The organism is Microcoleus sp. PH2017_09_SFU_O_A (assembly GCF_020738625.1).
Taxonomy (GTDB): Bacteria; Cyanobacteriota; Cyanobacteriia; order Cyanobacteriales; family Microcoleaceae; genus Microcoleus.
On sequence record NZ_JAEQCF010000007.1, the window covers coordinates 53,962 to 70,684 of the forward strand.

General features: G+C 45.2%; 16 protein-coding genes. 5 read left to right on the plus strand and 11 right to left on the minus strand.

The genetic code is table 11. The annotated features are described in order from the left end of the window. The first annotated feature begins 130 nt into the window (after nt 1-130). Together JGK16_RS04645 and JGK16_RS04650 are read left to right on the plus strand one after the other, a co-directional pair. Nucleotides 131-652 (plus strand): hypothetical protein, encoded by a 522-nt coding sequence (locus JGK16_RS04645; RefSeq protein WP_293175767.1) that lies wholly within the window; start codon nt 131-133, stop codon nt 650-652. A 31-nt stretch (nt 653-683) separates the two neighbouring features. Next, entirely contained in the window at nt 684-2,150 is a 1,467-nt protein-coding gene (locus tag JGK16_RS04650) for a class I SAM-dependent methyltransferase (protein ID WP_293189758.1), read from the plus strand. Nucleotides 2,151-2,161: 11 nt separating this feature from the next. Here JGK16_RS04650 and JGK16_RS04655 read toward each other — a convergent pair whose 3' ends face one another. The 6 genes from JGK16_RS04655 to JGK16_RS04680 all read right to left on the minus strand — a co-directional run bounded on the left by JGK16_RS04655 (nt 2,162) and on the right by JGK16_RS04680 (nt 7,546). Then, entirely contained in the window at nt 2,162-2,989 is an 828-nt protein-coding gene (locus JGK16_RS04655) for a methyltransferase domain-containing protein (RefSeq protein ID WP_293175763.1), read from the minus strand. Between the two features lie 110 nt (nt 2,990-3,099). Then, complete coding sequence (locus JGK16_RS04660; protein ID WP_293202830.1) at nt 3,100-3,375, minus strand: DUF2442 domain-containing protein; 276 nt, start codon at nt 3,373-3,375, stop codon at nt 3,100-3,102. A gap of 56 nt (nt 3,376-3,431) precedes the next feature. Further along, entirely contained in the window at nt 3,432-4,697 is a 1,266-nt protein-coding gene (locus tag JGK16_RS04665) for an ABC transporter permease (protein ID WP_293175759.1), read from the minus strand. 303 nt (nt 4,698-5,000) lie between these two features. Next, nucleotides 5,001-6,821: an efflux RND transporter periplasmic adaptor subunit gene (locus JGK16_RS04670; protein WP_293175757.1), complete on the minus strand. Its 1,821-nt coding sequence runs from the start codon at nt 6,819-6,821 to the stop codon at nt 5,001-5,003. Nucleotides 6,822-7,231: 410 nt separating this feature from the next. Then, the gene (locus tag JGK16_RS04675; protein WP_293175755.1) at nt 7,232-7,396 is read right to left on the minus strand and encodes a helix-turn-helix transcriptional regulator; all 165 of its coding nucleotides are present in this window, start codon (nt 7,394-7,396) and stop codon (nt 7,232-7,234) included. 15 nt (nt 7,397-7,411) lie between these two features. After that, entirely contained in the window at nt 7,412-7,546 is a 135-nt protein-coding gene (locus tag JGK16_RS04680) for a hypothetical protein (protein ID WP_293175753.1), read from the minus strand. Nucleotides 7,547-7,630: 84 nt separating this feature from the next. Here JGK16_RS04680 and JGK16_RS04685 point away from each other — a divergent pair, with 84 nt between their 5' ends. Together JGK16_RS04685 and JGK16_RS04690 are read left to right on the plus strand one after the other, a co-directional pair. Continuing rightward, nucleotides 7,631-8,011, plus strand: a complete 381-nt coding sequence (locus JGK16_RS04685) for a hypothetical protein (RefSeq protein ID WP_293175751.1) — start codon at nt 7,631-7,633, stop codon at nt 8,009-8,011. Between the two features lie 35 nt (nt 8,012-8,046). Then, nucleotides 8,047-8,358, plus strand: coding sequence for a DUF1272 domain-containing protein (locus tag JGK16_RS04690; protein WP_293175749.1), 312 nt, complete (start codon nt 8,047-8,049; stop codon nt 8,356-8,358). Between the two features lie 14 nt (nt 8,359-8,372). On the opposite strand, the gene JGK16_RS04695 is transcribed toward JGK16_RS04690, so the two are convergent. From JGK16_RS04695 to JGK16_RS04710, 4 genes are all read right to left on the minus strand, one after another. Then, on the minus strand, nt 8,373-8,999 hold the full coding sequence (locus JGK16_RS04695; RefSeq protein ID WP_293175747.1) for a Uma2 family endonuclease: 627 nt from the start codon (nt 8,997-8,999) through the stop codon (nt 8,373-8,375). A gap of 96 nt (nt 9,000-9,095) precedes the next feature. After that, entirely contained in the window at nt 9,096-10,364 is a 1,269-nt protein-coding gene (locus tag JGK16_RS04700; RefSeq protein ID WP_293175853.1) for a pitrilysin family protein, read from the minus strand. Nucleotides 10,365-10,371: 7 nt separating this feature from the next. Further along, nucleotides 10,372-10,503, minus strand: a complete 132-nt coding sequence (locus JGK16_RS04705; RefSeq protein WP_293175745.1) for a hypothetical protein — start codon at nt 10,501-10,503, stop codon at nt 10,372-10,374. A 244-nt stretch (nt 10,504-10,747) separates the two neighbouring features. Continuing rightward, nucleotides 10,748-12,013, minus strand: coding sequence for a pitrilysin family protein (locus JGK16_RS04710; RefSeq protein WP_293189760.1), 1,266 nt, complete (start codon nt 12,011-12,013; stop codon nt 10,748-10,750). A gap of 319 nt (nt 12,014-12,332) precedes the next feature. Between JGK16_RS04710 and JGK16_RS04715 the strand changes: the two genes are divergently transcribed. Beyond that, nucleotides 12,333-13,361, plus strand: a complete 1,029-nt coding sequence (locus JGK16_RS04715; RefSeq protein WP_293175742.1) for a hemerythrin domain-containing protein — start codon at nt 12,333-12,335, stop codon at nt 13,359-13,361. Nucleotides 13,362-13,943: 582 nt separating this feature from the next. Here the strand turns inward: JGK16_RS04715 and JGK16_RS04720 are convergent. Further along, nucleotides 13,944-16,481 (minus strand): SdrD B-like domain-containing protein, encoded by a 2,538-nt coding sequence (locus JGK16_RS04720; protein ID WP_293189761.1) that lies wholly within the window; start codon nt 16,479-16,481, stop codon nt 13,944-13,946. Nucleotides 16,482-16,723: the final 242 nt, after the last annotated feature.

A 16,723-nucleotide genomic window follows, 5' to 3' on the forward strand; every position in this document is an offset into this window, starting at 1 on the left:
TTAACCATGCTGTACCAATTGAAAAGCGGAAAAAGACGGATTTTATTTAATTTTTGTAAACGACGGAAAAAGAATGAAAAAGACGGATAAAGTCGGCTATAATAACTGATGTCCTCCCACATCCCGAATAATGCAGGTGCGCGAAGTATTGCAATTTGTGGACAAAGTTGTCTACGCCAAGACAGGTAAACATCTCAATGACTTGCAGCGCGGAATTATCGAAGGAACTTTGAAGCGTCAAAAGTATCCCGATATTGCAGAAAATTGCGGTTGTTCAGCGGGTCACGCTAAGGATGTCGGTTATGAGCTTTTACAAATGTTATCTGATGTCTTGGATGAACCAGTAGATAAAAAAAATCTTAAATCTGTCCTTGAGCGCCAAGGTAATCTGACTATTTCTTTTGGCGATAGAAGTAAAAGTATTAGAAGTATCAATAGTAATATAATTGGCTGCCTAAACGTTAGTTCTGAGCAAGCAGTTGCTACCGGAAACGAAAGTCAGTCTCAAACTTCTGACTTTCAGCGCGTTAAGAATAAAGCTAGGATTGAAGCTGTTGGTAAATTACGGCAGTTTGGATTGAGCGACGAACAAATTGCAGAGGTGCTAGAACTACCTTTGGATGTGGTTGAGCGGGTGAATTTGCAGGAATAAATCTGGTGGAGTAATAAAGTTATATGCAAACTTGATGAGTTCCAACGATCGCAAAACAAAACTAGAATACGGCGATTTTCAGACACCGCCGGCATTAGCCGAGATGGTATGTCGAAAATTAATAGAACTTAAGGTCAATCCGACAACCATAATTGAGCCGACTTGCGGTGTCGGTAATTTTATTCAAGCTGCTGCACGTTCGTTTCCATCCGCAGCCAAGATTATCGGGGTTGATATAAATCAAAATTACTTAACACAACTTCGACTAAATAAACAATTATTTCAGGATGAAAGATGCGATATTTCGCACGGAGATTTCTTTCAGTTTGATTGGGAATCGTTAGTTAATCAATATACAGATAGACTGCTTGTACTCGGTAACTTTCCTTGGGTGACAAACTCGCAACAAGGAACTATTCGCAGTGAAAATTTACCTAAAAAAAACAACTTTCAAAATCACATCGGCTTAGATGCTCTCACAGGTAAGAGTAACTTTGATATCTCAGAATGGATGCTGATTCAGGCGGTGCAATGGCTGCAAAAGCGGGATGCAACTCTGGCGATGCTTTGCAAGACTTCGACGGCTAGAAAGTTATTGAATTACCTTCACTCTCAAAAACTAAATCTCGCTGAATGTGCAACTTACACAATAGATGCTAAAAAATATTTTGATGCAAATGTTGATGCTTGTTTGTTAGTCTGCAAATTTGATGCTGACTCGCGAAACTACTTCTGTGATGTATTTAGCAGTTTAGAAACTTCGGACTGTCACCGAATTGGATATCACAACAATCTCCTAGTTAAGGATATAGATGCTTTCAGTAAATTGAGCGATTTATATGCTGTGAATTCAGGGACAAAATGGCGATCGGGTGTAAAGCATGACTGTTCTAGTGTAATGGAATTTCGGAAAGTTGATAATAATTTTATAAATAAATTGGGAGAAGTTGCTGATATTGAGGATACTTATCTGTTTCCGTTGCTCAAAGGATCTGGTGTTGCTCAAAATCGAATTAATGCTACCGATCGCTATATGCTAATTACTCAAAAAAATATCGGGGAATCAACGGAAAATATCCAAAAAATTGCCCCTAAAACGGGGCGATATCTGGAGTCTCGCGGGCAATATCTAGATAATCGAAAAAGCAAAATTTATGAAAATAACCCTAGATTTGCGATTTTTGGAGTGGGCGATTATACCTTCAAACCTTGGAAAATTGCGATCGGCGGGCTTTATAAAAAATTGGAGTTTAGGTTAATCGGCGAAATCGCTAATAAACCTGTAGTTTTTGATGATACTGTTTACTTCCTAAGTTTTGACGATGAGGGAGTTGCACGTCAAACTTTTGAGCTTTTGAATTCATCGGCTGCAATTAAGTTTTATTCTGCGATCGTATTTTGGGATGAAAAGCGTCCGATCAAATCGAGTGTCTTAAATTGTCTGAATCTGGCACTGCTGGCAGATTCGGAGTTTGTAACCGCAGATGCACGCGGATGAGTATAGTTCTGCTATTTTTGACCGAATACGTAAAAAGTGGTGATATCGTTCCAAATTCCTTGCTGGGTTTGCAATGCTTCTATTTCTGCTTCAAATTCGGCCTTGGCTTGTGCTAATTGCTCGGTTGAAAGTGTTGATAACGGCGGCGGATATTGTCCAGGGGCGGGATGAGAATTTCCGGCCCACATTGCTTTTGCTTTTTCTAAACTGATATAGCTGCCATCTTGTTCGATTTTAATTTCTATCTGTTTAAATCCTGCTTTTTCGAGCAGGTTTCGGCATTTTTCAACAGTGCCTGTGGGTTTGCTCATATTGAAGGAAATGCCGTATTTTTCGGCTACTTTCTGCGTCACAACTCCGCCTACAAAAGCGGTGTCGGCAAAGGCATGAAAGCCAATTATTCCTCCTGGTTTGAGAAATCGATGCCAGTGAGTGAGGGCTGCGTGCAGATTAGACATCCAAATGAAGGCTGAAGAGCAAAAAATGCGATCGCAAACATTACGTGGTAAGTCGATATTTTCGGCATCCCTTAGCAAAAATTCTGTATTATTAAGCTTTAATTCGAGAGCTTTTTTTCTGGCTACATCGAGCATTCCATGCGAAATATCTACGCCAATAACTAGACCTTCAGTACCGACAATTTGAGCGGCTGCGATCGCCACATGACCCGTTCCCGTTGCAATGTCTAAAACCTGCTGTCCGCGACTGACTCGCCCGTATTCAACGAGACGCTGAGCAATCTGCAAATGCCAATCGCTATTGTCATAATTTTGACTTCTGCGGGTGTACAAATCTGCGATTTCTTGCTTGTATTTGTCTAATTTAGGTTGGTTGTTCATAGAGCAAAATGATGAATAGATTTAATGTAAGTAAGTCGGCGCTTTAAAACACAACTATGTAAACGATTGTAAAGTGTCCAAATGCTTTCTACTGGCTGACTTAAGCCTGTTTACATACTGTTACATTCAATTTCCGCATCCGTGCAAGTAATTCCATTCTGCCAAATTTCATATTCACTGAGATCGATATCTTCATTCCAAACCAGTGCATAACCACCAGGCTCAATTTTAAAGTTTCTGAAAAACCCAGGATTACGTAACGTCGCAAACATCGGATTCTCTAATAACTTAGAGATGTCATATTTTTTGATTTCAAGATTAGCAAACTTAACCATCAAGGTATTATCGTCAATAACTTTAGCAGAAACAATGCGCTCAGGTTTCATAATGAGGATTATTGTAGTAGAAATAATAGCACAATGACAGACCATCGCCACTAACTTCAATCATTCCGCAAAGCTGCGATCGGATCTAAGCGAGCGGCATTCCGTGCCGGCAATACTCCAGCCAATAAGCCTACTGTAAAGGATAGTCCAAAACCGGCTGCGATCGACCATACTGAAATTACAAACGGAAAACTAAATGCTGTCGCGGCCCCAAAGGCGATCGCAATTCCCAACCCAATACCAGCCGTACCGCCCACAGTCGAAACTAAAATCGATTCAGCCATGAATTGAATCAAAATAGCTGCATTGGTAGCACCTACAGCTTTGCGAATCCCGATTTCCTTAGTGCGCTCCACAACTGACACCAACATAATATTAGCAATCCCGATGCCGCCAACTACCAGGGAAATTCCGGCGATTGCCACTACCATCACTGTAAACAAACCTACCACATTGCTGAAAGTATTCACAATATCAACTTGATTAATCACTCGAAAATCATCCGGTTGTGGCGGATAGATATTGTGGCGCAAACGCATGATATTTTCTACTTGAAATTGAGCATCAGCTAAATCCGATTCCCCCGTAGTTTGTAACCAAAAACCAGAGATGGCAATTCCAGCCAAAGAATTTCTACCCACAATTCGAGCTGACATATTTTTCAGGGGAATATACACGCGATCGTCCTGATCCGTACCCCCTACCGAACCCTTGGGTTCCATCACTCCTATTACCTTGTAGCGCCCTCCCTGAATGCGAACATCGGCTGATAGGGCATTAGCACCAACTCCAAAAAGCTCGTCTCGCACCTTAGAACCAAGGACAACAACTGGTTCAGCAGCATTCAATTCATCCTCATTAAAAAACCGTCCTGCTTGAGGTTGAATGTTCTTCACATCGGGGTAATTTAAATCAGTTCCTAATATAAAAGTAGATGAATTTTGTCCGCCATAAACAACTTGCACTTGGCGCTGCAAAAACGCCGAAATCGCCTTAACTGCCGGTGCTTGTTTGCCGATCGCCCTAGCGTCATCCCATGTCACAGTAGAAGCAGAACCACTACCCTGACTAACACCGCCCGATCGCGAAGCACCCGATAAAACCAACAGCACATTAGTACCCAAAGCCTTCAACTGTTCCTCAGTAGACTTTTGTACACCCTGGCCCACGGAAGTAATCGCAATCACCGAAGATATGCCAATAATTACGCCCAGCATCGTCAAACTGGTACGCAACTTATTATTCCACAGCGCCTCAGTCGCCATGAACATAATTTGAACGTTCGAGATTTTGTTAATAACTGGGGGAGTCTTTAATTTCATGTTATCGGTTATTTGTTATTTGTTATTTGTTATTTGTTATTTGTTATTGAGCGGGCAAATTTCTACTACTCAAATCTTGTACTTTTTCATGAACAGGCAAGATGCCTGTTCCACAATAGATCAATTTTCTGCTTGTGGGGTGGGCTTCTAGCCCGCCCAGAAAAGATTATTGCAAATAGTGCAAAATATCTCTTTTTATGAACAGGCAAGATGCCTGTTCCACAATAGATCAATTTTCTGCTTGTGGGGTGGGCTTCTAGCCCGCCCAGAAAAGATTATTCCAAATAGTGCAAAATATCCGATCTAACGCAAACGACTTCCACCACCCGGCTGCAAACCTGGAATTCCACCCGATGATGGAGTTTGAGATTTAGGCCGCAAGCCAGGGGGGAAACTAATAAAAACCTTTTCATTTCCCTTCAAGCCCGATCGCACTTCCGTCTTATCATCAACCGTCATCCCCGTCTTAATCGGCACAAACAAAGGCTTCCCATCTTCACCACCAGTCACAAACACTCCCGTTTCCTTTTTTTGACGAACAATCGCCGCAGTCGGTACAACTAAAACATCCTTCAACTCACCCGCCTTAAACTCCACATTCACATTCATTCCCGATCGCAATAGTTTTTTAGCATCATCAAGAATTGAAGCTTTTACCTCAAAACTGGTAACATTTTGCTGGACAATTGACTGAGGTGAAATTTGATTAACTTTCCCAGTAAAAGTCTTTCCCGTATAAGCATCAGCTTGAATAGACGCATTTAAGCCGAGGCGGATTTGAGCAATATTACTTTCTGCCACATTCGCCACAACCTGATTTTTTGAAGCTAAAGACAAAATCGAAGAAGAAGTTGCCGATGTCACCGCACTACCTGCTGTTGTCGGTGTCACAAAAGCTCCTGGATCGGCATATTTGCGGGTGACAGTACCGCTGAAAGGAGCGCGAATTTTCGTATCATTAATCAACGCTTGGACTGTTTGGAGACTACCTTTAGCCGAGAGAACTTGAGCCCGGGCGATCGCAATTTCTTCCGGCCGAGCACCACCTTGAATTAGTGCCAAAGCTTGCTGTTTTTGCTCCACTGCGGCTTCGGAAGCGGCGATGTCTTCGGATCGCGCCCCCGATCGCACTCCTGCCAAAACTTGCCGTTTTTGCTCGACTGCTGCTGCGGAAGCCGCAATATCTTCCGGGCGAGCACCAGCTTGAATTAGCGCCAAAGCTTGCTGTTTTTGTTCAACTGCGGCCCGCGCAGCAGCGATGTCTTCCGGGCGCGAACCAGCTTGCAACAAAGCTACAGCTTGTTGAGCTTGTCTGACTTGAGTTTGAGCTCGATCGCGCGCGGTGCGAGAAGTATTCACAATTTGAAGAGAAATGGCCCCCGATGTGTAGAGTTCCTGATTTCTTTGAAAGTCTTCTTCTGCTTGTTTTTTGGCATATTCAGCATCCCTAAGTTTAGCTTGCGCTTGGGCAATATCTTCAGGGCGATTGCCCTTGAGCAATTTTTGAAGAGTTGCTTGTTGTTCTGCTAATTGGGCCTTTGCTGCTGCAATATCTTGACTGCGATTCCCATTGAGCAATTTTTGCAGGTTTGCTTGTTGTTCATTTACTTGGGCTTGGGCGGCGGCAATATCCTGAGTGCGATTACCGTTAAGTAATTTTTCCAAACTGGCTTGTTGTTCAGCTAATTGAGCCTTTGCTACTGCAATATCTTCGACTCGATTACCATTGAGTAATTTTTGCAAGTTGGCTTCGGCTGAGGCGAGTTGTCCGCGATTTTGAGTCAATTGTCCTTGCAGGTTGGAGTCATCCATTTGGGCGAGAATCTGCCCTGTTTTAACAGTGTCTCCTTCTTTAACCAGTAAAGTTTTGAGCACTCCTGAAGTTTTGGGGCTGACGTTAACACTCCTTTCGGGTACTATTGTGCCATTTGCGGAAATGGCGATCGGCAAATTCACTCTTTCTACAGCAACGGTTTTTTCCTTGCGTCTGCTTTCACGGCGCGATTTGACTGCGAGTTGGCTGTAAGCTGTGTAGCCGACTCCGGCGAGTAGGGAGGCAGCGAGGAGTCCGCTTAACCAGGGAGTCAGCCCTTTTTTAATCTGAAACTGCTTTAGGAAGTACATATAAATTTAGACCGATCGGGCGTCTGCTTCATTTTGACCGATCGGGAACCGAAAAGGTTCAATTTAAGTCTGGCTAATTTTTTTTGGTTGTGGTGTTGTGTCGGATTATTTTGGATAATAATGAAATCAGCTACGATCAATTGAGAATCTCGATCGATGAGGAACGCAGACATGAGCATTCAATTAGAGTTACCGCCGGAGTTAGAAAGTCAACTATCTACTGAAGCCTTACGACTAAACCTACCTTTATCTGAGTACATACTACGTGTTTTATCGATCAGAGAAGTTCTGAGTAACCCACCTAAAACTGGAGCAGAACTTGTTGCTTACTGGCAAAGTGAAGGAGTCATCAACTCACGACCTGATATTACCGATAGTCAATTATATGCTCGAAACCTGCGCCATCATTTCTATCCTGCTTGAGCAATAATTTTCCCTATATCTTGAGGCGTTGCACCTGTTGCCAGGATTGCGCGTATTAACAGTTCAATAGAAACCGAATCTTCGCCATTTTCAGCCTTGGCAATACGAGGTTGACTGGAGTTGATTTTATCGGCTAACTCTGCCTGTGTCATCAATTTTTGCCGACCTTAATTGAGATTAAGACTGAGGGCTAACTTAATCTCAATTAAGGTCGATTCCTCTGGTGAAAGTTCTAAGAATTCCGAGGCAGATCCGATTTTCCAGCCTCGATCTTCTAGACGCTTCTTTTTCGCTTGATCCATAACATTAGTCCTCTATATCCGTGTCATATTATATCATATCTGATATAATTATGGCGAAGATCGTCATTCGAGGTAACAGTTGCTATGACTTACCCTAAGAAGAAAAAAGGTTTCCGCACCATCAATGTTGAAGGGCAAGAATTCCGTTGGCATTTCCGCCCTTCTTTTGACGACGACTACTTGACTTTGCAAGGGAGTGTTTCATCTGGCGAGCAGTTAATTGTTATCATGCGTTATCCGTGGTTGCCAATCAACGGTTTCCATTTAACCGATGGCGGTAATGTGTTCCATTTGCACAAAGCAGCCTGGATCGTCACTAGCAAATTTGCTCGGACAGCTATCTTGCATGGTATTGCTAACGGCTGGAAACCAAACGATCGCCGTCCACCCCTGTTCTGCGTTTATAGTGAAGGAACCTTTTCATCTATGACACCGCAACGCGAAACATCGGTTACATATTCCTAGAAAGAGTTATAAAGCCGTCACAAATAGGAGAAAATATGCTCGAACTCAGACCAACCTGTGAGCATTGCAACAAGGCGTTGCCACCAGACTCGCTTGATGCACGCATCTGTACCTATGAATGCACTTTTTGCGCTACCTGTGTGGAGAGCATTTTGGGTAAAAATATTTGTCCGAATTGTGGTGGTGGCTTTGTTCTGAGACCAATCAGGCCATCAAAAAACTGGAGAGACAACAACTATCTTAGCAACGATCCGGCGATCGCCAAAGTCAAATACAGGCCAGTGGATCTAGAGGCTTATGCAAAGCTTGTGGCGGTAATTGGCAGCTTAGCTCCGGAAAAGCGGTAAGGCATTTAATGATTTTACCTGCCAGCCATCAAAACCTGTTCAGCAGTCAGTTTTAAGTCTGGGAAAGTTAGAGAGACGATGGTCTGATTGCCCCGAATCTGTTGAATTTGATATTCCCCATTCACTAAAGTGCAAATAGAAAGGGTGGGTTTTTTAGGCTTTCCAATGTGTTGAGTACCACCTAATCCTGCGTAGTCCGCAATCCAATATTCAGGAATACCTAAAACTGCGTAGTCTTCAACTTTACGAGAATAGTCATTTTGCCAGTTACTACTAACAACTTCCGCCACAAATTTAATCGAACTGCCCAGTGTTAGAATCGACTCACCAGACCAAAGCAGTTCTTTAGTAAGTTCATTTCGATCGACAACTGCAACATCAGGTCGAAATGCTGTCATACCAATATTTGAAGGGCGCAATAGTCCCCGCTGAAGGACAAACCAAGGTAAGCCTGTTCCGTCGATCTGGACACATATTTTTGTGGTAATGAAGGCTGCAACCTCCTCATGGGGGCCTGTGGGTTCCAAGTCGAATACCTCTCCATCGATCAGCTCATAGCGATTATCGCCACCATAACGGGCGATAAACTCGTCAAAGCTGAGTGGTTTCTGTTGTATTGGTTGGTCGATCGCAATGGTCATAGCTCAACTTAGCCCAATCAATTCCTTTAGTCTATCAGATGGACAAACTGGTTAGATCGATCGAACTTGTGAAAAGTTCGATCGCCCATTTCCTCCTTAACAAACAGCAGCCACGCCCAACTCTGTAATCGCCGCCTCCGGGCCCACCAAAGAAATATACGGTTCGACGAAGTATTTGTGAGCAGCTTCCCTAGCTTCAGCAGCAGTAACTGCCGCAATTTCTGCTTGAAACTGCTCGTCAAATTTAATTCCCAATTCCAGGATTTCGTACCAACCTAAAACTTGGGCAATTTGCGAATTGGTTTGTTTTCCTAAAGCATATTGACCGAGCATTTTATTCTTGCAAGCTTGCAATTCTTCTTCGCTTAGTTGGGTGTTGGCGAGTCGATCGACTTCTGTACGCAATCCTTCAAAAGCAGTCACCGTATTTTCGGGTGCTGTACCCATGTACGCTACAAACTGAGCCGTGTCCAGGCGCGTCGCGTAGAGTGCCGAAACATCGTAAGCTAAGCCCCGCTTTTCCCGCAATTCCACAAACAACCGACTCGACAAACCGTTACCCAAATAGGTATTCAGTAACTTAATCGCTGCATAGTCGGGATTTTTGACCGAGGGCGCGAGGTAGCCCAGCATAATCACTGATTGCTGGGTATCTTGCGCCTTAGCCACGGATTGCGGGGAGGCTTTGAGGGGGGGAACGGTTAAAGTTGGGAGGGGTGTTAAAGGCGCTTTCCAGTCACCAAATGTACGATCGATCAGGGCGATCGCATCTTCGGTAGATATTCTGCCGGCTACCGAAATAACCACATTATCGGGACGGAAATAGGTTTTGTGGAACTGTTCGAGCTCGTTTCTGGTGAGCTTTGACATCGTAGCTTCCGTGCCCAAGGTGGAGAAAGCATAGGGATGTTCCTGATACATGGCGTGTCGCAATTGCTCGAAGGCGATCGCAAATGGTTGTTCTTGTTGCGATCGAATTGCCGATATCGCAATGCGGCGTTCGAGTTCGACTTCAGCTTCCGGGAAAGTGGGCGATCGCATCAATTCCGCAGCCAACTCCAAAATGTCCTGAAAATCGGCAACAACCGTCTTCAAACTCACTAAAAAATAGTCTGTAGTCGAGTCGGTACTCAATCTCGCTCCTACCGATTCTACACGTTCGGCAATTTCTAGCGAAGACAGGCGATCGGTTCCCTTAGTCATTACCGCCGACAGCAAGTGACACAATCCTGCTTGTTCCGGCTGTACGCAGCGGCTACCGGCGCGCAGGAATATCCTAGCTGCAATAATATCTGCTGCTGGATTTTCTGATGCTAAGACAACCATACCGTTGTCTAAAACCGTGCGCTGAATTTCATTTTTCATCATTAATTTAGTTAGTAATTGGGAATCGGTAATGGGGAATCGGTAATGGGTAATTGGTAATGGGTAATTGGTAATTACCAGAAATAATTGGTTGAAAGCCGGAACCTTGATTGGGAGAAATTAAAATCAGACTATTCATTACTCCAATCTTCTTCCTTCGTCAAGTGCTGTCAACTGTCAACTGTCAACTGTCAACTGAATCGATCGCCATTTTGCTATTTTCCATTTGCATTTTGTATGCTGTCAGACCGAGCAGAGCTTGATGCACGATCATACTAAATGTAACAAAATCTATCCCCTAGGGTGCGGGCCAAACACAGAAAACACCGGACAAACCAAGATTTATCCGTTAGCAAAGATATTGATATTGACCAGCTTAACCATCAGACTGGCTTGATCGCCACAGCCGCGTAGCGCCGGGGTGAGAGATATTGTTGAGCTAGGCGCTGGAGGTCTGATGGCTTAAATGACTGAATCCTGGTAGGATAGCTGAGCGCTAATTCGGCAGTGGCGATCGTACTGTAATATCCGTAAAGACCAGCTAACTGTCCCGGCGTTTCGAGGGAGAAAGCAAAGTCGTTGCACAGCAAACGCTTGCAGCGCATCAGTTCTGTCTCCGAAACCAGCTCAGATTGCAATTCCCAAAGCCGATCGCAAATTCGAGATTCCACCTCTTCTAGATCCTCGGCTTCCAAGACAGCACTAATCGTAAACAAACTCGATTCCCGTTGTAGCGAGAAAGAGCTTTCGATCGCGTGTACCAATTGTAATTCTTCCCGCAGTTCCCGGACTAAACGCGAACTCCGCCCATCTGCGAGCAACACAGAGATCAAATCCAAGCCGCAAGCACTTTGCAAGTGATCGACTCCCGGCCCAGTCCACGCCATCATCAGTCGCGCTTGTTCCAATCGAGGAAGACAGAGTTCCTGACGGCGAATTTCTACTAACGGCGGTTCGGCTTCGGCGACAAATTTAGGACAATCCCACCTGTCAGAAAACCGATCGAATGCTTTCCCTGTGATATCTCTGGCTTCTTCTTCCTCAATTCCCCCGACTATCACCACAGTCATATTTTCCGGCTGATAGTGCGATCGATGAAAACAGCGCATTTCGTGGGGAGTTCGCGACATCAGCAACTCTTCCGTACCGAGTACCGATCGCCTGTAGGGATGTCGCTGGTAGACTGTTTCCATCATTGCTTGGAAACCCAGCCAATCGGGATCGTCTTGAGATTGTCGGATTTCTTCGAGCACCACATCTCGTTCGCGATCGAATTCCGCATCGGGAATCCCAGCACGCAACAGCAATTCTGCCAGTGGCTGCGCCGTTTCTGCTAAATAATCTGCCCCAGCGTTGACATAAAAATGGGCGTAGTCGTGACTTGTAGCTGCGTTGGCGACACCGCCGCGATTTTCGATTACTTGGTCAAATTCTCCAGGGGCGATCGCATCCGTCCCTTTAAATATCATGTGTTCTAGAAAATGAGCCATTCCCGACCAAGAATCCGGCTCCTTCGTAGCGCCAGCCCTCACCCACACGTCTAGCGCAACCACCGGTGTGGCCGAAATCCGCTGGTGAATGACCGTTAACCCATTGTGCAGCTTCCAGACCTTGGCTGGGAACTCTAAAGCAGTGAGCAGTTGAGACAAGCTAGTTATTCTTAAACTTCAGTTAACTTCGGCTTCAACTATAGTAGCGCTTTACTGATGTGCGATCGGGATTAATTGATACAAAAGTCAGTTGTCAGTTGTCAGTGGGCTGTTGTCTGTGGGTTGTGGTCATTCAGGAAGTAATTTTTGCTTTTTTTAAAACGACCTTAGCCTTAATTACTTACCATTTCTTGGTTTAAAAGTCAATAGGTTGCGCGGGATATTAATGAATCAGTCGGGAGAAAGAGGGAGTAATCAGAATATTTCCATAAATTAAAAGATGTAAGAACACTAAAGACATCGAGAGGAGAAACGACAGATGGTAGCTACCCTTGAAGATACCAAGCGCCAAGCGATCGCGATGAAATTAGCAGACATGAAAGCACTGCAAAACCTGCTGATCGCCAACGAGCAATTGTTCATCAATTCCTGCAACGACTCCGAACTGTGCGATCGCTTCCGGGATATGCTGGAGGACGATCGCAAAAACATGGGCGTATTGGAAACCACGATCGTCCAATACGGGATTCAATCCGAACCCAAAGAAACCACCACAAAAATGATCGAAGAAATTCAGAAACTCATGGAAGGTTCTGAACTCACAATGTTTGAAAAAGTCGGTCAGCACGAACTGCTCAAACACAAACAAACAATGGCCGGCTTGTTAATTCACAAAGCCGCTCAAGTAGTTGGCGCCGACATCGAAGCCGCCATTACTCCCCTCAACACAGTTAACTTTGAAAACCGCGCCCACCAAGAACAACTCAAAGGAGTTCTCGAAATTTTAGGAGTGCGCGAACTCACCGGAAAAGACCCCGATCAAGGCGTTTGGGCCCGCGTCCAAGACGCAATGGCTGCGATGACCGGCATCATCGGCGGTGCAGTTACCCGCACCAAAGAGGAGATGAACATCACCGAAATCATCTCCATGGATCACCGCAAAGTCGATACCATATTCATGGAAATCGAAAAAACCGACAATCCTCAAAAACTGCAAGAATTCTTCGGTCAACTTTACAAAGACTTAAGCGTTCATGCAGAAGCCGAAGAACAAATTGTCTATCCCGCAGTTCGCAGCTACTACAGCGATACCCAAGAACTGTACGACGAGCAAGCAGCAATGAAGCAAATGCTCGCCCAAATCAAGGCTCTCAACCCCAGTTCTTCTGATTTCAAAGCTCAAATCCAACAGCTAAAAAAAGCGGTTCAGGATCACGTTAAGGAAGAAGAAAACGATATGTTCCCTCAAATTCGCCGCAACCTGAGCGAAGCACAAATGGAACAAATGGCTACTCAATTCAAAGAAGCCAAGAGTACAATTCAGCAAGAAATGGCTGGCATTAGCTAATTGAGCAGCGAGCTAATTTCAATTCTAGCTAAAGCTAGAAAACAGCTCAACTGCAACCTATCAATCCCGCCACCAAGATGGCGGGATTACTATTTTAAAAAGCAGGAAAAAAGAAATATGAGGACTAAAGTCCTCAGTACAAACTTAAAAACAAGGTTTGTAGTAAGGAATTTAGTCCTTCTTAAAAACAAGGTTTGTAGTAAGGAATTTAGTCCTTCCTAACCATTAACTACAGATCCGCCGTTGGGATGCAAAATTTTACCTGTGATATAAATAAAGGTTTTGTGGCGGCGGGGAATCGTTCTTTTTGCCGATCGCAGTCTACTATAGCAATCCTAAATCATTTGTGTAATTCTTGTAGGGGCAATCCGACCCCTACTCCCCGTGGTTGCCCAATCTCAGAGGGCGGGCACTCTTGGCACCGCCCCTACATATCTGTATTAATCATTTAGGATTGCTATACTAAAGACAGTTTGTGCGATCGGCAAAAAAGTAAACTGCACCCCAAAACAATGTTTGACGTGCAGTTTAAACTAGCTAATTACTAATAGTTGAGTTTCAAACTAGAAACCCAACTTCAGATTAGAACACTTGGATTGGAGCAGGAGCAGCCAACAGCCAATCCTCAGACTTATCTTGTGTAGTTGCAAAAGTCAGCGAACTCGCTGTTTTCAAGGCCTCAAGATCGTCAAAGTTGGTAACAACTCCACTCGATGCGACGAATTCAGCGATACTGCTGGCTGTCACTGTAGCATCGGCACTGCCACCGTTAGTCAAAGGATCGTTGCTAACTGTAGCATCCATATCCGTACCGCCGGTCACTAGATCCAAGCTAGAAGCAGTTCTTGCTGGAGTCGCTACTGGCGCCGAAGGCGTAGTATTGGGTCCCGGCACGTTAAAGGTAACAGGATTAGGCCCTGTCCGGATCGGGAACGGGTTGGGCACGTTCGGATCGTCGAAAACTTCCAAAACCGAGTAAGTAGCCGGGAACAAATTCGGGAATAGAGCAATCCCTTGTGCGTTCGTTCTCACCAAAGGCTCAGTGGCGGCATCGTAACGATTGTTCCGGTTCAAATCCAAAGTAAATGGAACATTAGCCAGACGAGGTTCGGTTCCGTCTTGTACGCCGTTGCGGTTGTCGTCTCGGAATTTGGGAACTAACAAATCATAGCGGCGAGAGTTACCAATCAAAGCGCAAGTAAAGGTTTGATTGGGGCCCAAAACGATATTGAGCGGTTGAGTCGTCTGGAAGAAACCAGGAGGAGGTACTTCTCGCAGGTTGTAAGTACCGGGACGCAAATTTCTGAAAGCAAAAGTACCAAACTGATCGCTAGTGGTAGTTGCTTCCCCTGCATCCAGGGCGCCGTTGTTATTGGTATCGAGAAAAACAGTAACGCCGCTAATCGCCGGTTCGTTTCCGTCTCGATAGCCATTCAAGTTAAAGTCCTCGAATTTGCAACCAGTGATGTTGCTATTCGGTGTATTGGCAAAAGTAACGTTAGCGTCCTGAGTGCCTAGAGTTACCGGAACACCAGCAGTTGTCGAAGCCGAGAAACCAGCCGGTACGACTTCCCGCACCGTGTAATTGCCCAGTTGCAAGTTGGTAAATGCTCCTCTTCCTTGAGCATTCGTCTGTATTTGTTGTTCTCCGGCCTCAGGAGTGCCATTATTGTTGGTGTCTAGGAAGACAGTGACACCGCTAATTGGTGCTTCACCCTGAATAGGCTCGAAGCGACCGTTTCCGTTCAGGTCATTGTATTTGAATACAGTGATGTTAGGTAGAGTGTTTCCCACACCAGAATTACTTCCATTCCCAGTATTAGCTCCCACAGGAGTAAAGATAACTGCTGGTGAGGGGTTAGTCGCTGGGAAAGGTAAAGGGGTGTTGGCAAAAATCGGCCGCTCGCCTGTGGCCGCGATCGATCTTTCCCCAGCCTGTTGAACGCCGTCGCGGTTGGTATCTACGAATTTAGGGTCGTTTGGTTTCAGTGTATAGGTTGAATCTGTTACCAAGATCGGTTGCTCTCTGCTGATCGTACCCTGGAACCGTGCTTGCGGGCCTGGTGCCGAAACCAGAGCGGGGTTAGGAGTAGTTGCCACTGGAGCATTGAGGTTGCCTGGGGGAATGTTAGGTCCACCTACTTCGCTGAGAGAGTTTCTTGGGAAAACTTCCAACACTGAATAATTAGCAGCTCGCAAATCGCGGAAGGTAGCCACCCCGTTTATATCTGTGATTGCAACTGGTTCAGAGGATGCTCCATCCCACCGACCGTTCCCGTTCAAATCTAAAATGAAGGGTACGTTAGCAATGGGGGGTTCAAAAACTCCATTGACCACATTTCGCGTGCCACTGCGGTCTATGTCCCGAAATTTGTTAATTTCAATTTGATACAGCGGAGTGTCGCCAACTTGAGCGCAGGCAAAGGTTTGACCGGGGGCTACCGTTACGTCGAGTACAGGGATGTTGTTGGGTGGGGTGCTTTGGGGGAAATCTCTTTCTAGGGGTTCTCCGTTGATACCGTTGACTCGTTCTTCCCGAACTCTGTATGTTCCAGGTGTTACATTAAACGACCACGAACCATTTTTGTCTGATAATGTGTTAAGTTCCCCTGCATCTAATCGGCCGTTGGGGACGCTGCCGTTGCTGCCATCAAGATATATCCTGACATTTTTAATCCCCGGTTCATTCCCGTCTCGAAAGCCGTCGGCATCTATGTCTAAGTATTTGCATCCAACAATCCGGCTGCCCACAAGCTGGGTGTTGCCAAAGAAAACGTTGGTGTTTGTGTTTCCAACAGTGACAGCGAGGGGATTCGGAGTCGTGGTACGGAAACCAGCCGGTACTGTTGTTTCTGTGACTACGTAGTTGCCGGGAACCAGATTTATGAACGAGAACCCTCCGTTAGCGTCTGTAAGGACGGAGATATCGCCTGTATCTAATCGGCCGTTGCTGCCGATCGCAGGTTCGAGGAGAATGGGAATGTTTGCCAGACCTGGTTCATTTGCCTGTCTGATCCCATCCGCGTTCAAGTCATTGAACTTGATACCTAAAATTGCCGGGCCTGTATTCCCAACCTGTAATTGCTGGGCAATCCGCTCTTCGCTAGTTAAATTTGCCATGATTTCTCTCCTTCACACCTAAATCCACGTAAATTACAGACTACTGTATGGGTTTGTCAATAGCTGAGTAGTTTTTGCTAGTCGCTGACAATTGCCACTCGATTTTACATACGTCTGTGCTTGAGGTAATGTTCCCCATCTCACACAACAATGCCTCAAGCTTTGTCGCTGGCCAGTATATCAGGTTTTGAAGAGCCCTGGCAATTTGAGGGCAACATCTTTAAGATTTGCACGCCTTCTCT